This window comes from Proteus sp. HMSC14B05 (genome assembly GCF_001808035.1).
GTDB lineage: Bacteria > Pseudomonadota > Gammaproteobacteria > Enterobacterales > Enterobacteriaceae > Proteus > Proteus mirabilis.
Window position 1 is genome coordinate 95,024 of the sequence record NZ_KV792000.1, and the last position, 18,629, is coordinate 113,652.

Below are 18,629 nucleotides of genomic sequence, written 5' to 3' on the forward strand. Positions count from 1 at the left end.
TAAGACAGGAAGGGTAGTAAGTAACAACAAAAATTAATAATAAAAACAGAACCCCATATAGGAAACTATATGGGGTTTCTGGTTATTGATATGATAAATCGAATGTTAAATAGTAAGTGCTAATTCTGTTCCCTGCTTAATGGCTCGTTTGGCATCTAATGCTTTAGCCTCTTTTGCCCCGCCAATAAGATGGACGGTTTTATTTTCTTGTTGTAACGCTTGCAGTAGCGGACGATAAGATTGTTGTCCGGTACATAAAATCACGCTATCAGCCGCGAGCAGTTGCTGTTGTTCATTATGTTCAATTATTACTCCTTGCTCGGTAATTTTTTGATAATGGCAGCCCGTTAGCCATTTGACCCCTTTTTTCTGCAATGTTAAGCGATGTATCCAGCCTGTTGTTTTACCTAAACTTAAGCCAAATTTCCCACTTTTACGTTGCGTCATAACAATCTGTTTGTCTTTTTTAATAAAAGGATCGGCTGAGGTGATCCCTCCGCGATGCGTAAGTGTTGGGTCAATTCCCCACTCTTTATTAAATGCACAAGGGCTTAAACTACTGCATTGGCCTGTTTGGGTAAGATAAAGGCCAGTGTCAAAACCAATACCACCACTGCCAATAATCACCACTTTTTCGCCGGTTGGCTGATGGTATTTAAGGACATCAAGATAGGTTTTTACTATCGGATTATCATGGCCATCAATCTCTGGAATATGAGGGATAACACCACTGGCTAAAATAATTTCATCAAAATGTTGCAGATGGGAAAGTGTCGCTTCCGTATTATTTTTTACGATCACCCCCGTGATTTGCAATTGCCGCTTAAAGTAGCGCAATGTCTCTTTAAATTCTTCTTTACCCGGAATTTGACTGGCAATATTGAGTTGTCCACCAATACGCTCTTCTTTTTCAAATAAAGTAATATGATGACCACGTTTAGCTGCTGTAATGGCAAATGCTAATCCTGCCGGGCCTGCGCCAACGACAGCAATTTTTTTAGGGGCTTGAGTCGGGGTTAAAATAAGCTCTGTTTCTCGACAGGCAAAAGGGTTTACAAGACAAGATGCTGGGTGACCACTGAATATCTCATCTAAGCAAGCTTGGTTGCAGGCAATACAGGTGTTTATCTCATCCTCGCGACCAAGTTGCGCTTTCAATACGAATTGCGGATCGGCAAGAAAAGGACGGGCCATAGACACCATATCTGCACAGCCTTCCGCTAAAATAGCTTCAGCCACTTGAGGTGTATTGATACGATTAGAAGTGATAAGAGGAATATTGATTTTCCCCATCAATTGGCGAGTGACATAAGCAAATTGCCCTCTTGGTACCATAGTGGCAATAGTGGGGATACGGGCTTCATGCCAACCAATACCACTGTTGATTAGGGTTGCTCCGGCTTTTTCTACTGCTTGAGCAAGATAAAATACCTCTGAGGCATTAGCTCCCTCGGTAATTAAATCTAACATTGATAAACGATAGATAATGATAAAGTGTTCACCTACAGCTTCTCTTATGCCAGCTAAAATACGTAATGCAAAACGACAACGATTTTCAATAGAGCCACCCCATTGATCATCGCGTTGATTCGTATGACTTACTAAAAACTGGTTAATTAAATAGCCTTCAGATCCCATGATCTCAACACCATCATAGCCTGCTTTCTGAGCCAACTTAGCGCAATGAATATAATCTTCAATAGTCTGTTCTATCTGCTCATGACTCATTGCTTGGGGCATAAAAGGGGTGATAGGCGATTGGATCGCTGAAGGGGCGACTAAATTAGGCTGATAACTATAACGACCAGTATGTAAAATCTGTAAAGCGATTTTCCCATCCTGTTTATGTACCGCATCAGTGACTAATTGATGAGAAGCGAGTTGATCTTCTGACATTAGCGTTGCTGCATGTGGCAACAATACACCTTGCTTATTAGGGGAGATCCCACCGGTGACAATAAGTGCCACCCCTGCTGCAGCTCTTTGAGCATAAAATTCAGCAAGCTTAGGTGCATCATGTGGATCTTCTTCTAGTCCGGTATGCATCGAGCCCATCAAAATACGATTTTTAAGCGTAGTAAACCCTAAATCAAGGGGAGTAAATAAATAAGAATAGTGTGCCATCAGATACCTTTTTTATACTGGTCAGATGAGATATCTATAGCATAACGAGAAGTTGCTGATTAAGAGTTGATTATGTTAATAAGTTGTGATCTTAATCATGGAAAAGGTGAATAGCTCCTAATTAAACGATAATAATCTAAATGCCTCGTCAACCATAACAAATAATGATAATAAAAATTGCACTCATTCATATTTTTTAATCATATAATAATAAATACCCATTAATACGTATTAAAAATGCCCATCACATTGTTGATTTTGGAGACGTTATGATTAATAAATTTAATCAGCTTACAAACCACCCCGATTTAGGTAAGTTTGTTTTACGTGTTTCGCTAGGTGTTTTAATGTTATTACACGGATTACACAAAATGGAGCCAGGAGGACTTGCCGGTATACAGGGAATGTTGGCAAATATTAATTTACCTGCATTTATTGCTTATGGCACATTACTGGGTGAAGTTCTATGTCCTATCTTACTGATTATCGGTTTATTTACTCGATTTTCAGCATTTGTTGTGGCGGCAACCATGGGGGTTGCGGTGCTGATGGTACATTCCGGTGATCTTTTAGCCTTAGATCCCAAAACGGGGGGATGGGCACCTGAAAGTGCTGGCTTCTATATGTTTGCTGCGATTGCGGTGATGTTTTTGGGGAGTGGTCGTTGGGCGCTCAAAAAAGATTAATAAATTTAATAGACAATAATATTGAATGAAATATTGCTAAGTTATTCAGGTTAGATGAATAAACGCCCAGAATAAAGATATGCTGGGCGTTTATTATTAAAGTGATAAATAGAAATTTATTGCTTTGTTGGCGGTGTTAGTTTGAAGATTTTTTCATTTTCACCCAACCACTGACGAGCAACTTGATTAACATCACTGACACTTATTCCGTTGACAATCGCAGTCTCAGTTAATAGTCGTTGATATTGTTGGTCATCTGTTGCCACTTGAGCAAGTGCATCAGTCCAATAGCTAGCACTCTCTTTGGCTTGCCCATATTCAGTTAACCAAATATTTTTTGCCTCTTGTAATTCTTTATCGGTAATACCCGCTTGTTTTACGTCATTGACCACTTTACGCGCAAGTGCAATTAATTCATCTGCCCGCTGTGGTGATGCGGTAAAGTTTAAACGTCCGGTATAAAAACTACTTGGTAGCTTGGTTAATGACTCAGAAAAGCCTAGCGAGTAGATCCCGCCCGCTCGTTCACGAAGATTAAGCCTTAAACGTTGGCTGACAACGGTATCAAGCAAGTTAAGTGCTAACAGTTGCTGTTGTGACCATTGGGCTTTGGCTGCGTATTGAATACTGATCATACTCTTATCGCTACTGGCAATAGGGTAGGTTTTATTAAATGAGCTTAATTTGGGATTAATCGCCGGATCAGCCCAAAATAGACGTTGCGATGAACGTGTCGGTAGCGTTGCTATCCAACGTTCGATCATCGGTTTGACCTGATTTAGGTTAATAGGCCCACTAATCACCAATACCATATCGGCAGGCTGTCCTAGAAGTGATTGATTCGTTTGTTGTAATTGTTGGGCGGTAAACTGTTGCCAAGGGCCTTGTGGCGAAATCACTAAGCGCTCGCCGTTTTGATAGCTATCTTTATTAATATGATCTAAGAAAATACGTTCAACTGGTGTTTTGGCGATCCCTAATGCCGTTGCTTGTTTTTGTTGCTCTAATTTTTGCCCATTAAATTGTGGTGCTGTCACTTTTAAATGCAATAAGGCCAACAAGGTGTCTAACTCATCAATAGGCGCTTCGCCACGCAAGCCGTGGAATAACAACTCACTGTATGGACGCAAACTGATTTGATGCTGTTTACTAAATAACGCTAACTCTCTTGCGTTGTAATGCCCATATCCACTCACTTCTGGTAAGTTTAATGCCCACTGAACCAAGCCTAAACTTTGTCCTGTTTCCAGAGAAACACCTCCGGGAATACGCAGTGATACTTGGATATTGTCTTTTAGCCACTGGTCATTTTTAATAATAACTTTTACGTTATTGCTCAGTGTCCACAGCTGTGTTTTTTCAATCGGAAGTGTTTGTGTGGTGACAACAGTACCGGTTTGCTCAGGTTTAATATCTAATACCACCGCATGGGTTTTCAATGTAAACGCACCGGGATCAGATTGTCTAATCTCTTGCCAGCGTTGCGAGGCTTTAGTGGCACTAAATACCTGACTATCACTATCTGGGCCGATAATTGCCACTCGTGGTGAAGCTTGTGTTAGGTATTGGGCAAAATAGTGTTTTAAGGTATCAGGTGTAACGTTATTTATTAGTTGATAACTTAAGTTTAACGCCTGCTTTTTGCTTTGGATTGGCATTTCTAATTCAAGTGCCGTAGTAATTTGGTTAGCTAAATAACCATGCTCATAGCGCTCTTCACCAGCAGCTTGTTGGCTAAGACGTTTTAACAGCGCATTGCGGGCATTATCTAACTCTTGCTGAGATACTGGCTGTGAGGCTAAACGCTGTACTTCAGTAAATAGAATATCTAATGTACCTTGATAATCATCCCCTTTAGGATGGGCAATCATCAATTGTTGTGAGCGACGGGCATCTAACATCGCACCTTGTGTATTGGCACTGACGGAAGGCACTAACCCATTATCAACAATGGTTGAAAAGCGCTGGTTTAAGATGGAGAGCCACAACGAGTCCATTAAATCATCATATTGACCTTGGCGACTATTTAATGGTGCAGGCAGTGTACGCTGTAGAGTGAATTGCACAATGCGTGAGCCTTGCTCTTTATCAAAAATCGTCTTTACTAATAAATCTTTATTGTCGATAAAGCGGTGCCATGATGGAGAGTCAACGCCTTTGTTTTCACTATTTTTTGCATTGAACATTTGGGTAATATCAGCAATCGCATCACCTTGATTAAAATTACCCACTAACACCAATGCCATTCTTTCAGGCTGATACCAAGTATCGTAATAACGTTTTGCTTCTTTGACATCACCATGCTTAACGATATCTAAGTCCCCAATGGGATCACGATCTAGATAACGACTGCCATAATAACGTAACTCTTCAAGTTGGCGATTAATACGAAAACCAATACCTTGGCGTAATCGCCACTCCTCGACGATCACCGGACGCTCTTTATCAAACTCAACGGGATCAAATGTCATGCCAAAGGCCCAATCGGATAAGATCCTCAACCCTGTTTTTATTTGGGCCGGATTGGCATTAGGCAGGGATAATTTATAGGTTGTTGAGTTTAAGCTCGTTGCCGCATTAACATGACTCCCCAACTTCATTCCTAGGCTTTCAAGCTGTTTAAACCCAGTTGTTCCCGGAAAATGAGTCGTGCCTTTAAAGGCCATATGCTCGGTAAAGTGGGCAAAGCCAAGTTGTTTTTCATCTTCTTGTACCGAGCCACTTTTCACCAGTAAACGCATTTCAACCCCCGTTTGTGGGCGTTGTAGCAAATAGACATTTAAGCCATTATCAAGCGTAAAATGGCGAATATCGGGGCGCAGTGAAAGGGCATTATTGGTATGCTCAGACGAGGTGCCTGTTGCACAACCCAGAAGTGATAAACTGACTGAGATAATCAGTAACTTACGATACATATTCAGTAACTCCAGCTGATTGAGAGGAGGACGCAGTCGGCGCTTGTAATGAAATTACTTGCTCGGCAATAGCGTGAGTGAAACGCTGATGACTGACTAAGACAATGCCCGAGGTTGGTAGATGCTGTTTAAGTAATAACAACATATGTAGGGCATTTTGTTCATCAAGAGCGGATGTGGTTTCATCTAATAAAATAAGATCGGGTTTATTGAGTAATAAACGGGCAAAGATAAGACGTTGTTGTTCACCACCGGATAAGCGTGTTGTCCAATCTGTTTCCAGTGAAAGCTGATTTTTTATTTTATCTAGCCCCACCCAATGAAGCACTTCTTGGTACTCTTGTTGTGAGAACTGAGATGCTTGGCAAGGATAAGCTAATAAGCTATCTAAGCGGGCAACAGGCAGATACATACGTTGTGGGAGCCAACTGATATTGGTTACCCGTTGAATATCTCCTTTAAAATAAGGCCAGTGGCCGCTTAACGCACGTAACAGCGTTGATTTCCCGATACCTGAGCTACCTTCAATTACCGCCAATTCACCCGCTTTGAGAGAAAAGTGGATATTGTTAATTAATAATCTATCGTCTTGCATAAATAGCGATAAATTGGCTGTCAGCTTAGTTTGTTTATCATCTAACTCGGTGATCTCAGGTTGGTGATCATGCTCTAACAACACCACAAAATGATAAAGACGGGTAACCGTTGCCTGCCATGCAGCAATTTCTTTATAGGAGAAAATAAACCAGCTTAATGCCCCAGCAACACTGGAGAAGGCTTGTCGTAACTGCATTAATCCCCCTAGCATTAATTCGCCGGCGAGGAATTTTGGCAAAGCAAAAATAATTGGCGCCATTGCCGTGGCTTGCTGATAACCCACAGTAAAGAAAGCAAGGTTTCTTTCATAACGGATAAGGTTATTCCAGTTGCGGATCACCTCTAAAAAGCGTCCCATAAGTTCATGACGATCGCTCATTTCACCCCGTTGACCGGCAATAGCATCACCATGTTGTTTACGTGTGATAAGCGCAGTACGGTAATCTGCCTCTTTACGCTGTTTATCCATATTGATTTTACGTAATGGAGAACCAATGAGCTGGGTGATGGTGATCCCGATAAGAGTATAAATAATACAGGCCCAGAACATATAACCCGGTATATTCCACTCTTTGCCTGCTAAAGAGAAAGAGAGCGCACCAGAGAGTGACCATAAAATAGTGGCAAAAGAGATAAGCGTTAACAGTGAATGTAAAAAGGTCACCGTTAAGCGCATTGTCGATTCAATCAGTAAACGAATATCTTCAGCAATTCGTTGGTCGGGGTTGTCTGGCTCTTGCGAGGTTAACCGCAACATATAGTGTTTACTATTTTTTGATAGCCAGCGCTCAAGCACTTGCTCTGTCATACCTTCACGCCAGCGAATGATCATTTTTTGGCGTAAGAAATCACCCATCACGACTACGGTAATTAATCCGGCAATAATAATCACAAACTGTTGAAGCAGTTTATATAAGGCTTGCCCATCGAGTTGTTGTAGGGCGTTATAGAAGCTGCCATTCCATTCATTCATTTTGACGTTAAACCAAACGGATGAGAGGGTTAACGTTAAAGAGAGAATTAATAGGAACCAGCAGTAAAGGGCGGCACGCCGCCCCCAAAAAGGTGAAACCAAATAGAAAAATTGTTTTATTGTTTTCATTGCTTATTTGTCATGTTTTTATTGTTTATTGACTCGGTTGCTCACATTAACTTCATCAATTTTTAATAGTCATAGCTGACTTGTAGCCAGAACTGTCGACCTGGCTCGTAAGATTTGTACTCTTTATCTTGATAGGTAATGTAATCATTGACATTTTTGGTATTGAGTACGTTATTCACTTCAACGGAAATGCCTACACCGTAAGCAAATTCAGGCTGCCAACTGAGCTTGGTATCCCAAGTAAAACGACTACTGTAATGACGTTTTTTATATTCAAATAGCGGGCCGTACTCACTTGGTTTTGGCGCACCATTATTGGCTTTCTCTGCTTGTGAACGAGCTCCATTCCATTGCAAACGGTTAAACCAAGTCACCCCTACATCATCCCAAACACTGGTTAGCTCAGCGGTCACTTTTAACGGGGAGTTAAAGTTGTCAGAGGGTAAGTCTTTGGCATTGATAATTTTTCCGCCATACCACACCTTGTCATAGTTCATCCCTTGAACGCTGGGATCAAAATTGGCATAACCTGAGTCTTTTGGCGTATTGGTTTTGCTTTTTTGCCAGCTAATCGAAGCATTAAAGACGTGGTCGGCTTTAGCAAGCTCCCATGGTTGGCTATTTCTCACGGAGAGCGTTAAGGTATCGTGTGTACTACGACCATTATTATTGAAGTGGCGAATAGCACGTTTTTCATCAATGGTTGAGTCTGGATATTTAGTATCACTACGCACCTCATCACGACCATTGCGATGCACATACTGTAAACGCCAAGTGGTTGAGGCTATCTCTTGTTGTAGACCTAGAGTGAATTCATCGTTATAAGGGGTTTTTAGTGAATCAACACCATCAAAGTCGGTACGATTAGTCCACTTTTCCTCCGATGTTTGACAGTCAAAATAGCAGTGTTGTAAACCGGCATTTTGCGCACCATAAAGGGCGTAAGTGAGCATTGAACGTCCATAGTAACGGTTTACCCCACCAATAATTAAAGTATTACCTGTGCCCCAAATATCGTAAGTAGCACTTAAACGAGGTGAGAGGTTGTTTTTTTGTACAAAATCATCACGATCTAAACGTACACCGGGACGTAAGGTGAGGCGTTTATATTGAATATTATCGTCAATAAAAAATGAATAATTGGTATAAGACGCATTATGGGTACCCGCTAGAAAACGCGTCGTTTGTGATAAGCTTCCCATCCATTCATCATTGACCGTCATGCCGCGATAGGTATAGTTGTAATAGGTTTTATCACGAATATAAGCGCCTTTGGTGCGGCTAATTTCAAATCCGGTGGTGGGGCGATGAGTGACGACACCCCACACGATGGGATCAAAACGCATAATACTCTTGGCGCTATAGGTTTCTTGTTTACTACGCAGATCACCTTGACCACCACTGGAGACTTGATTAGGGTGTTGCCAATCAGTGTAATCTTCTACTTTGATAAAGTAGTCTTGATCATTGGTGCGTTTATCTTCCAGATTTTGATAACCTGCTGTTAACTCTAAGGTTCCTAGCGCAAGTTGATGCTTATAAAGGGCGGTAAAACTGAGTCCATTATGTTCATTATCATAACCGGAGTTATACACAGAGCTGGAGAACAGATAGCTCTTATAACGGGCAATATTACTTGATAGATCAAAAGATTGTTTATCAGAGATATTCCAAGAATATTTGATAAAGTAGTTATCTGAAGTACGCGTTTGATCACGATAATGTGGGCTTTGTAATACATGCTCTAATTCGCCTTCAGGGGTGTGAACAATTCCCCCTTCAGCACTTATCATCATCGGAATGGTTGATTCCCGACGAGAAGCTGAGAAAATTAATCCTGTATTTTCCGTTAAACCTGTTTCAAACCAACCGCCATAGTTTTGTTTATCATATTTTTTCTGGAAACGGGCTGGATTACTAAAATCATTATTTGCAGTATCAAATTTTAATTTGGGATCGGTGAAAATATTATTCCAGCTTGAACGGGTAGTACGGTAATAGGCATTGGCATGGGTTTCACCAGACCAACGACGACTTTGTACTTCAACTGTGCCTCCAGTAAATCCGCCAAATTCAACGGGAATATTGTTATCGTAAACGGTGACACTATCAATAAGTCGACTATCAAGATACATCCCTTGCTCATCACTGGTAATACGGGTATTGGTTTCACCATTGCCCGAATTTGCCGGATCAAAGTCATTATTAAAACTGACGCCATCAAGTTTATAGGCATTTTGATAGCTACTGGAGCCATGAATAGAAATACGTGAGGGCTTAATTTCACCTTGGTTCATCGAGTTGCTATCGTTATTTGCAAATTGAACCGCAGGGTTACTTTTAAGTAAGTCGGTGACATTGCCATCACCAGTATTACGTTGCTTTATCTCTTCAGAGGTGATGTATTGTGGTGCTGAAACAACATCTGTAGCAGGATGATAACTGCTTCCCACCCCTGTGACTTTAACTTCAGGGATCACAATCGTACTGCTTGTTGCTAATGGACGAATAACAAAGCCATTTCCCTGTGAAATAATTTCCATACCACTACCGATTAACACCTTTTGTAATGCGGTATGGGTTTCATATTGACCAGAGAGTGCAGGAGCCCGTAAGTTTTTTATTGCGTTGGCATCAAACAGAATTTGTACCTGACCTTGTTTAGCGATAGTGTTTAAAGAATCAGCTAAAGATTGCTCTGGTAAAGAGACTGATAGCGTTGCCGCATAACTATAAGGGGCTGCCACGGTAGCCGTTATTAATAATGTGAGTAGCGACCTTTTTAGAGGCCTTTTTTTATTATTTATTCTCATTTCACCAATCCCATTCATAGACTTAATAATTTTTGTTACTAAGTAAGAGGGTGAAATGAGAATTATCCTCACCTGTAAAAAAGAATATTTTTCATGTTTATTTTTACTTATTGATAATTAACACATTATTTTTATCAGTAAAAATAACATTAACCGGTAAAAGTAGCGGAAGTGCAGTAATAAAGCTTTTCGCGTCATTAATATTTGCCACACCTGATACCTTTATTTTGGCTACATCGGCTGATGAGATATGAACGTTGATATCCAGATAAGGTTTTAATTTAGTGATCACGTCACCAAGTGGTTGTTCAAAGAAATGGAGTTGCCCAAAACGCCAGCTTCCTACAGAATCAGCATTGACTGAGGAAATGACAAATTGATTATCGGTTGATTGGCTAATTGCTTGAGAGCCAGCATATAGGTAAGTCGCAGGGGATTTTTCTGTGGCTTTAACTTCAACAATGCCTTCATGTACGGCGACACTAATTTGATTATTTTGATAACGACTCACTTCAAATTCAGTACCGACAACTTTAATTAATCGCTCATCAGCATGGACATAAAATGGCCGATAAGGATTGGGTTTTACTTTAAAATAAGCCTCACCTTTATCTAACCAAAGGCGTCTTTGGGTTTGGACATACGAGACGCGTACCTGTGTATTTTTATTTAAAAAAACTTTAGAACCATCAGCAAGGGTCATCTCTTTAGGAAAATTGCTGGTGGCTAAGGTCATATTATCCATTAACAGGGCAGGTAAATGACTATAAGGAAGATATAACACAGCAACTAAACAGAGTGCGGCCGTAGTGTGAATAAAGGGGCGCCAGAGTGAAGATTTCCTTTTTTCTATAGGCACAATAGTAGGGCGTGGTAAGGCTTCACAACTATGCCAAATTTCCGCGATAGCTTGATAAGCTTGTTGATTATCTTTATCTGCTAGCCACTGTTTAAAGGCTTGTCGTTGCTGTGAACTCATTTGCTGACTATGTTGACGGGTGAACCAAAGCGCAGCTTGTTCATCAATAGATTGCTGGCTTAATTGATCATGGGTATCTGCCAAAAGCGTTGCAGGCGCCTCATCTGTGTGAGGTTGATTTCCCGACTTACTCGTCATTGGTGCATTTCTCCTGTCCTGCATCGACATATCTTTTACAATGTAATAGTGCTGCGGCAATATGTTTCTCTACCATGCTTATCGAAATTTCCATTTGTTCTGCAATTTCGCTTTGTGATAATCCATCAAAGCGATAAAGAATAAAAGCTTCTCGACGGCGGGGAGGAAGAGTATCAATAGCTTGTGTCAGTAAATCTAAACGCTGTTGATGCTCAAGGACGTGCCCGGGATCAAGCTCTGTCGTATAGGTCTGTACCGCATCTTCTAATTGATAATCTTCTTGATAGATATTTTTTTGTTTTTGGTTTTTCCTCCAATGATCGATCAAAACGTGGTTCGCTATTTTAAATAAAAAAGCACGCTGCTCTTGGACAGGAGTTTGTTCTTTTCGATTTAGCCATAGTGTAAACACATCTTGAGACAAATCATCCGCATCATGGTGATTACCCGTACGTTTTTGGAAAAAACGTACAAGTTGACCATAGGTTGATTGGTAGGCACAACTGATTTTTTGTGCTAATGATTTATCGCTAGTCATAGTCTCTGGTGTCTAAAAAAGAGTGAAATAATAAGCTCTTACTGCTTCTAATAAGGAATTTTTATAATCAATATTTAGCTAATTTTTTGTTGTATTATTAATAATAAGCAATATCATTTGTGTTTGTATTATGCCTATAATTCATTAGAAAGAAAATCAGAGGCAAGAATTATGAGTAGTATGTCGGCGACTTTTCCACGCCGTTGGTCCTTTTCTATTGGTGGGTTAACTGCCAGTATTGTGTTTCATGTCACCTTGGTTGTTGTTGCTATAGGTTGGATAACGACGAAAGATGAGCAATATGCGGTTTTACCTCCAGCAATGACGATGCAAGTGGGGCTTTATCAATTGGCAAAAGCAGAACCTAAAGAGGTTCCTGTTGGGCCTGAACAGGTGATGTCAGTTCCAGAAGCTGCCGAGCCAGAGCCGATGAAAGAGCAACTTGATGTGCCTAAAATGCCTGTAGTCGAACAGGGAACTTATGAGCGAGTTGCGGAAAAGCCAAAGGTGAAACCCGTGGTTAAGCCTAAGCCTGTCGTGGTAAAAGTACCTGATGATCTTCCCGTTTCAGAAGCGCCAGCAGATACTACAACCGCCCCTTTATCAGGTGAAAACGCGACCAGTAGTGCCGATTTTACCAGTACCGCTTCATCATCTCGCAGTGGCCAAATGGGGTGGGAAAGTTTAGTCCATAGCCATATTGATATGTATAAACGTTACCCTCGTGCAGCATTACGTTTTAAAGCGACGGGAGTGACACAAGTTGAAATTTCGCTCAATGCAAAAGGTGAGTTATTAGATGTGAGTATACAAACCTCGTCTGGTAATCGTATCCTTGATAAAGAAGCGATTAACACTATTAAACGGGCATCGCCATTTCCGGCACCTGAAAGCCACCGTTTAGTTAACGGCTCTTTTTCATTTATTGCGCCCTTGAGCTTTGACTATCGGCAAAGTAGTTAATATCGTCATTGAATAGTGTGAGCCAATAAAACGTAAAGAGAGATAATAAAAAAGCAGAGGGTGAGCTCTGCTTTTTTTGCGTTCAGCTAAATAATGATTACTTAGTGATGCGTTTATATTTCATGCGACGAGGTTGGATAGCTTCGTTACCTAATGTCCGTTTTTTATACTCTTCATATTCAGTAAAGTTACCTTCAAAGAATTCGACTTTACCTTCATCTTGATAATCGATGATATGAGTGGCGATACGGTCTAGGAACCAACGGTCATGGGAAATGACCATAGCACAACCTGGGAATTCTAATAGCGCATTTTCTAAGGCGCGTAGCGTTTCAACATCCAGATCATTGGTCGGTTCATCGAGCAGCAACATATTGCCGCCGACTTGGAGAAGTTTCGCAAGGTGTAAACGTCCACGCTCACCTCCGGACAGTTCGCCAACGCGTTTACCTTGGTCAACGCCTTTAAAGTTAAAGCGGCCCACATAAGCGCGACTTGGGATTTCAAAGTTACCAATGCGCATAATATCTTGACCACCAGAAACTTCTTCCCAAACCGTTTTGCTGTCATCCATACTATCGCGGAACTGATCAACAGAGGCCAGTTTCACGGTCTCCCCTAAAGTCACGGTTCCTGAATCGGGTTGTTCTTGACCTGAGATCATACGGAACAGCGTTGATTTACCGGCACCATTTGGCCCGATAATACCGACGATAGCGCCTTTAGGAATGGAGAAACTTAAATCATCAATCAGAACGCGATCACCATAAGATTTAGTGAGGTGACTCACTTCTAGCACTTTATCCCCTAAACGAGGTCCAGGTGGAATAAATAGCTCACTGGTTTCATTACGTTTTTGGTAATCAACGCTATTGAGCTCTTCAAAGCGAGCAAGACGAGCTTTACCTTTAGCCTGACGACCTTTAGGATTTTGGCGGATCCACTCAAGTTCTTTTTGAATTGATTTATGGCGAGCGGCTTCAGTGGCTGCTTCTTGTTCAAGACGCGCATCTTTTTGCTCTAACCAAGAGGAGTAGTTACCTTCCCACGGAATACCTTCACCGCGGTCAAGTTCTAAGATCCATCCTGCGACATTATCAAGGAAGTAACGGTCGTGGGTAATCGCCACAACAGTGCCTTCATAATCATGTAAGAAGCGTTCTAACCAAGCAACAGACTCAGCATCCAAGTGGTTAGTCGGTTCATCTAACAACAGCATATCTGGCTTTTCTAACAGTAAACGACAGATAGCCACACGGCGACGTTCACCACCAGAAAGATGTTCAATTTTGGCATCCCAATCTGGTAAACGTAGTGCTTCTGCTGCACGCTCTAATTGGTTATCAAGATTATGACCATCGTGAGATTGAATAATCGCTTCTAGCTGACCTTGCTCTTTTGCCAGTTGGTCAAAATCAGCATCAGGATCAGCATAAGCTGCATACACTTCATCAAGACGATTGAGTGCATTTTTGACTTCGCTTACCGCTTCTTCAACGGCTTCACGAACCGTTTGTTGTGGGTTTAATTTTGGCTCTTGTGGCAAGTAGCCAATTTTTAGACCCGGTTGTGGACGTGCTTCACCTTCGATATCGGTATCGATACCGGCCATGATACGCAGTAAGGTTGATTTACCGGCACCATTTAGACCAAGCACACCAATTTTCGCGCCCGGAAAGAAGCTGAGTGAGATGTTTTTAAGGATATGTCGCTTAGGGGGAACAACTTTCCCGACACGCAACATACTATAAACGTATTGAGCCACTATAATTACCCTTTGATTATAAAAGAGATTTTATCTGAAGTGTCAGTTTTTGCGTTAAACACAAAAGAATGTAAATAAGCAATGAATATATGACACCTAAATGAACAATAGTAAAGTCAATGTCAGTATTTTGCCAAAGACCCGAAAACGATGAAAGTCGCCAGTATACCCGATTTATAAAAGAAAACCTTAGGTAAAAGAGAGGTTTTTATCATCCTTGAGTGCTTGTTCGAAAAGTGAGGAAAATTTCATTTAAAGAGGGAACTAACATTGTTAATGATTATCATATTAGCTAATGTATTTATTCTTTGGATGTTTAAATTTGAGGTGGGAGAGGTAACGTGGTTAAGCAAAAGTGGTCCTTCGTCTTGGCAATTAGTACATTGTGTTTCTCTGCGTGGGCACAAGCAGATTCATTAAGTGAACAACGAACACGTTACCAAGAAATTAAAGCAGCTTGGGATGCTAAAGATACAGCACAAGTTGAAAAATTATTACCGACATTACAAGATTATCCTCTTTATCCCTATCTTGAATATCGCCAAATTACCGACAATCTTGATGTGGTCGCTCCGGCTGTGGTGACTGAATTTGTCGAAAAATATCCAACTTTGCCACCCGCGAAAGCACTACCTTCTTTGTTTGTTAATGAGTTAGCAAAACGTCAAGAGTGGCAAAACTTACTGACTTTTAGTCCTAATCCTCCTAAGCCTAAAGCAGCAAGGTGTAACTACTATTATGCTAAATGGGCGACAGGGGATAGACAAACGGCGTGGGTTGGTGCAAAAGAAGCGTGGTTAAACGGTACTTCTATGCCTTCAAGCTGTGATCCGCTATTTGATGAGTGGCAAAAAGCAGGAAATTTAAGCATTGAATTAGTGTTAGAGCGGATTAATTTAGCAATAAAAAGTGGTAATACTGGGTTAGCAACTTATTTAGCTAAGCGATTGCCGATGGATTATCAAACGATTAACGATGCCATTGTTGAACTACAAGATCACCCTAATCTGGTTGCTCGTTATGCCACACAACTTTCACCAACAGATTTTACGCGTAATATTGTACAAGCTGCATTTTCACGTTGGGCGCGAAAAGATGCCGATAGTGCAAGAGCACAGCTTGATAGTATTGCCAGAGCTCAAAAAATGACGACAGCTGAACGCCAATTAATGCGTGATACGGTCGCTTGGCAATATATGCCATATGCCACACCAGAGCAGGCTAAATGGCGTGATAGTGTGATACAAGATACCGCTTCAGATACCCTGCGTGAGCGTCGTGTGCGTTTAGCGTTAAGCCAAAATCAGCCCGCAGAATTAGCTTTATGGTTAGAAAGATTATCACCTGAAAGTAAAAATAAAGAGGAGTGGCGTTATTGGCGAGCGATGGTGTTGCAATCGCAAGGTAAAAACAGTGAAGCACAAGCGCTTTTACAAGAACTAACACAACATCGCGGTTTTTATCCTATGGTGGCGGCTGAAAAGCTAGGTAAACCTTATGTTATGGTAATAGACAAAGCGCCAAGTGTTTCACCCACAATTCCACAGCAACCTGAAGTGCAACGAGTACGCGAATTAATGTATTGGCAAATGGATAATTTAGCGCGTACTGAGTGGGCAAATTATGTTGCCACCCAGCCTGCTACCACACAATCTCAACTAGCGCGTTATGCTTTTGAGCAACAATGGGCTGACTTAGCAGTACAAGCAACGATTACTGGTAAAATGTGGAACCATTTAGAAGAGCGCTTCCCACTTGCATGGCAAAATGAATTTGAACGATATACGAAAGATAAAGCGATAGACCGCAATTATGCGATGGCGATCGCTCGCCAAGAAAGTGCATGGAACCCACAAGCTCGCTCTTCAGCTGGGGCAACGGGTCTTATGCAAGTGATGCCGAAAACCGCAGAGTTCACGGTAAAACAAGCAGGTATTACCGGGTATGCAAGTAGTGCGCAACTGACAGATCCGGTTAAAAATATTGAAATTGGTACCGCTTATCTTGATTCTGTTTATCAGCGTTTTAATCAAAACCGTATTTTATCTAGTGCAGCCTATAATGCAGGTCCTGCACGGGTTGACCGTTGGTTATCTGATGCTAATAGCCAACTAGATGCTATTGCTTTTATTGAGAGTATTCCATTCGCAGAAACGCGTGGTTATGTCAAAAATGTACTCTCATTTGCGGTGTTTTATAGCTATTTTGCCGGAGAGCAACAACCGGTATTAACTCAAACTGAGTGGAATAGTCGTTATTAATGAGATAATTAAGCGATTTATTAATGGAACCTCTTTGTCACAGGATAAAATATGCTATAGTTTGTACTAGTTTATGAGTGTGGCTAGAAGAGGTTCCCACTATGCTAGATCCTGCATTATCACCAGAAGAGAATGAACACTGGGTACGTTTTGTTGAGTTATTACGCCAGGCGTTTGAACAGGGAGTTGAATTTCCTGTTTTACAACTTTTAATGACGCCAGATGAGCGCAGTGCATTAGCAACAAGAGTGCGTATTGTTCAAGAATTAATGCGTGGGGAATTAAGTCAGCGAGAGCTAAAAGAGCTATTAGGAGTTGGCATCGCCACTATTACCAGAGGCTCTAATAGTTTAAAAACAGCACCCCATGATGTGAAATTATGGCTTGAAAAAGAGCTTATGATAAAAAAATAATCGCCTATTCGTTAGAAATAAAAATGCCATTTAATCAGTTGGTTAAATGGCATTTTTTTAAAATAGCGACAAGAGAACTATTTAATCACTCATTCATCATCTTTTTTGTTAAGTTGTTTATAAATATCATGAGTGACGGGCACTAAAGCTAATACAATCGCTTGTTGGTAAACAGAAGTGCGACTTAATAAACCATCAGTAAAATAACCAATAGCGCCACCTTTTTGCTTAATATTATCAATCTTGGTTAAAAATGCCATTTCATCGCCAAGTTCACGACCTTCACGAACGCCTTTTAAAATCTGTTCCGGTAGCATTAAACTGGCTGAGCGAGATTCACCGCGAATTTGCTCGTGTTCGATAACAATCCAAGCAAAAGTCATATCGTCTTCAATACCCGCTTCAACACCTACCCAAAAGTCAGCTTCTGGACGTACTTGTCTTGCGGCCATCACACGTTGGCGTGCGCCAGTTCTCGTTTCTGTATTTCCAATAGGTTGCTGTGGAACGCGGCTATCGACATTAATATCTTCAATATCAAAGGTATCTTTACCGAACACTTGCTCAAAGGCGAGTTTGATCGCGTTGATTTTTGCTGGATTCGTAGTGGCTGCAATGACATGATACATAATGAGTTAATCATCCTTTGAAAAATTAGAGCAGTATAACGGAAAAAATGTATGTTACAGGTCTATCTTGTTCGCCACGGTGAAACTGAGTGGAACGTGGCGAGACGTATACAAGGGCAATCTGATAGCCCACTAACAGCAATGGGTGTGCGACAGGCACAACAAGTTGCTGAAAGAGTAAAATCAGCAGGTATTACCCACATAATTTCTAGTGATCTTGGCCGGACTTGTCAGACGGCAGAGATTATTGCACAAGCTTGTCGCTGTGACGTAATCACGGATCCCCGTTTGCGTGAACTTGATATGGGCGTTCTTGAACAGCGAGAGATCGCCACATTAAATACACAAGAAGAAGCTTGGCGCAAGAGTTTAATTGATGGTACACCTGATGGACGAATTCCCCAAGGAGAATCCATGGTGGAATTAGCTAATCGTATGCAGGCTGCTTTAAACAGTTGCTTGGCGTTACCAGAGCATAGCCGTCCTTTACTGGTGAGTCACGGTATTGCATTAGGTTGCCTGCTAAGTACTGTGTTAGGCCTACCTGCTTACGCTGAACGACGTTTAAGACTACGTAACTGTTCAATTTCACGAGTGGACTATCAAAACAGTCCTTGGCTCGCTAATGGATGGGTAATCGAAACAGCAGGGGATGTGAGTCATCTTACTGATATCGCTCTTGATGAAGTACAGCGCTAATGACAAT

Annotated in this window: 13 protein-coding genes; 5 read left to right on the plus strand and 8 right to left on the minus strand. The window is 41.2% G+C overall.

Translation table 11 applies throughout. The features are described 5' to 3' along the window. Positions 1–105: 105 nt before the first annotated feature. Complete coding sequence (locus HMPREF3129_RS14565) at positions 106–2,124, minus strand: oxidoreductase (RefSeq protein WP_017827066.1); 2,019 nt, start codon at positions 2,122–2,124, stop codon at positions 106–108. Positions 2,125–2,393: 269 nt separating this feature from the next. On the opposite strand from HMPREF3129_RS14565, the gene HMPREF3129_RS14570 reads away from it, so the two are divergent. Beyond that, the gene (locus HMPREF3129_RS14570) at positions 2,394–2,810 is read left to right on the plus strand and encodes a DoxX family protein (RefSeq protein ID WP_004245241.1); all 417 of its coding nucleotides are present in this window, start codon (positions 2,394–2,396) and stop codon (positions 2,808–2,810) included. 116 nt (positions 2,811–2,926) lie between these two features. On the opposite strand, the gene HMPREF3129_RS14575 is transcribed toward HMPREF3129_RS14570, so the two are convergent. The 5 genes from HMPREF3129_RS14575 to HMPREF3129_RS14595 form a co-directional block, all read right to left on the minus strand. Next, positions 2,927–5,725: a M16 family metallopeptidase gene (locus tag HMPREF3129_RS14575; protein ID WP_036919717.1), complete on the minus strand. Its 2,799-nt coding sequence runs from the start codon at positions 5,723–5,725 to the stop codon at positions 2,927–2,929. Continuing rightward, a complete protein-coding gene (locus tag HMPREF3129_RS14580; protein ID WP_036894187.1) occupies positions 5,715–7,424 on the minus strand; it encodes an ABC transporter ATP-binding protein/permease in 1,710 nt (569 codons plus the stop codon). Before HMPREF3129_RS14580 ends, HMPREF3129_RS14575 begins: the two co-directional genes overlap by 11 nt. Before the next feature lie 62 nt (positions 7,425–7,486). Then, positions 7,487–10,237, minus strand: coding sequence for a TonB-dependent receptor (locus HMPREF3129_RS14585; protein ID WP_036919720.1), 2,751 nt, complete (start codon positions 10,235–10,237; stop codon positions 7,487–7,489). A 103-nt stretch (positions 10,238–10,340) separates the two neighbouring features. Beyond that, a complete protein-coding gene (locus tag HMPREF3129_RS14590; protein ID WP_036919722.1) occupies positions 10,341–11,354 on the minus strand; it encodes a FecR family protein in 1,014 nt (337 codons plus the stop codon). Continuing rightward, positions 11,344–11,892: an RNA polymerase sigma factor gene (locus HMPREF3129_RS14595; RefSeq protein WP_004248947.1), complete on the minus strand. Its 549-nt coding sequence runs from the start codon at positions 11,890–11,892 to the stop codon at positions 11,344–11,346. Before HMPREF3129_RS14595 ends, HMPREF3129_RS14590 begins: the two co-directional genes overlap by 11 nt. Before the next feature lie 171 nt (positions 11,893–12,063). Between HMPREF3129_RS14595 and HMPREF3129_RS14600 the strand changes: the two genes are divergently transcribed. Continuing rightward, positions 12,064–12,855 carry an energy transducer TonB gene (locus HMPREF3129_RS14600; RefSeq protein ID WP_004245235.1) on the plus strand — a complete coding sequence of 264 codons (792 nt, stop codon included), beginning with the start codon at positions 12,064–12,066 and terminating at the stop codon, positions 12,853–12,855. 97 nt (positions 12,856–12,952) lie between these two features. Here the strand turns inward: HMPREF3129_RS14600 and ettA are convergent, their stop codons facing one another. Continuing rightward, on the minus strand, positions 12,953–14,620 hold the full coding sequence (gene ettA, locus HMPREF3129_RS14605) for an energy-dependent translational throttle protein EttA (protein WP_004248950.1): 1,668 nt from the start codon (positions 14,618–14,620) through the stop codon (positions 12,953–12,955). A 341-nt stretch (positions 14,621–14,961) separates the two neighbouring features. Here ettA and sltY point away from each other — a divergent pair, with 341 nt between their 5' ends. Together sltY and trpR are read left to right on the plus strand one after the other, a co-directional pair. Continuing rightward, a complete protein-coding gene (sltY, locus tag HMPREF3129_RS14610) occupies positions 14,962–16,881 on the plus strand; it encodes a murein transglycosylase (RefSeq protein WP_036919725.1) in 1,920 nt (639 codons plus the stop codon). 101 nt (positions 16,882–16,982) lie between these two features. Continuing rightward, positions 16,983–17,294 carry a trp operon repressor gene (gene trpR / locus HMPREF3129_RS14615; protein ID WP_004248952.1) on the plus strand — a complete coding sequence of 104 codons (312 nt, stop codon included), beginning with the start codon at positions 16,983–16,985 and terminating at the stop codon, positions 17,292–17,294. Positions 17,295–17,383: 89 nt separating this feature from the next. Here the strand turns inward: trpR and yjjX are convergent, their stop codons facing one another. After that, on the minus strand, positions 17,384–17,923 hold the full coding sequence (yjjX, locus tag HMPREF3129_RS14620) for an inosine/xanthosine triphosphatase (protein ID WP_004248953.1): 540 nt from the start codon (positions 17,921–17,923) through the stop codon (positions 17,384–17,386). Positions 17,924–17,974: 51 nt separating this feature from the next. On the opposite strand from yjjX, the gene gpmB reads away from it, so the two are divergent. Further along, the gene (gene gpmB / locus HMPREF3129_RS14625) at positions 17,975–18,622 is read left to right on the plus strand and encodes a 2,3-diphosphoglycerate-dependent phosphoglycerate mutase GpmB (RefSeq protein WP_004245229.1); all 648 of its coding nucleotides are present in this window, start codon (positions 17,975–17,977) and stop codon (positions 18,620–18,622) included. The last annotated feature ends 7 nt before the right edge of the window (positions 18,623–18,629 follow it).

Coding starts and splice junctions, on each gene's coding strand:
- HMPREF3129_RS14600 (WP_004245235.1), top strand. CDS start 12,064: ATGAGTAGTATGTCGGCGACTTTTCCACGCCGTTGGTCCTTTTCTATT.
- HMPREF3129_RS14585 (WP_036919720.1), bottom strand. CDS start 10,237: ATGAGAATAAATAATAAAAAAAGGCCTCTAAAAAGGTCGCTACTCACA.
- trpR (WP_004248952.1), top strand. CDS start 16,983: ATGCTAGATCCTGCATTATCACCAGAAGAGAATGAACACTGGGTACGT.
- HMPREF3129_RS14595 (WP_004248947.1), bottom strand. CDS start 11,892: ATGACTAGCGATAAATCATTAGCACAAAAAATCAGTTGTGCCTACCAA.
- HMPREF3129_RS14565 (WP_017827066.1), bottom strand. CDS start 2,124: ATGGCACACTATTCTTATTTATTTACTCCCCTTGATTTAGGGTTTACT.
- gpmB (WP_004245229.1), top strand. CDS start 17,975: ATGTTACAGGTCTATCTTGTTCGCCACGGTGAAACTGAGTGGAACGTG.
- HMPREF3129_RS14590 (WP_036919722.1), bottom strand. CDS start 11,354: ATGACGAGTAAGTCGGGAAATCAACCTCACACAGATGAGGCGCCTGCA.
- HMPREF3129_RS14580 (WP_036894187.1), bottom strand. CDS start 7,424: ATGAAAACAATAAAACAATTTTTCTATTTGGTTTCACCTTTTTGGGGG.
- yjjX (WP_004248953.1), bottom strand. CDS start 17,923: ATGTATCATGTCATTGCAGCCACTACGAATCCAGCAAAAATCAACGCG.
- HMPREF3129_RS14570 (WP_004245241.1), top strand. CDS start 2,394: ATGATTAATAAATTTAATCAGCTTACAAACCACCCCGATTTAGGTAAG.
- HMPREF3129_RS14575 (WP_036919717.1), bottom strand. CDS start 5,725: ATGTATCGTAAGTTACTGATTATCTCAGTCAGTTTATCACTTCTGGGT.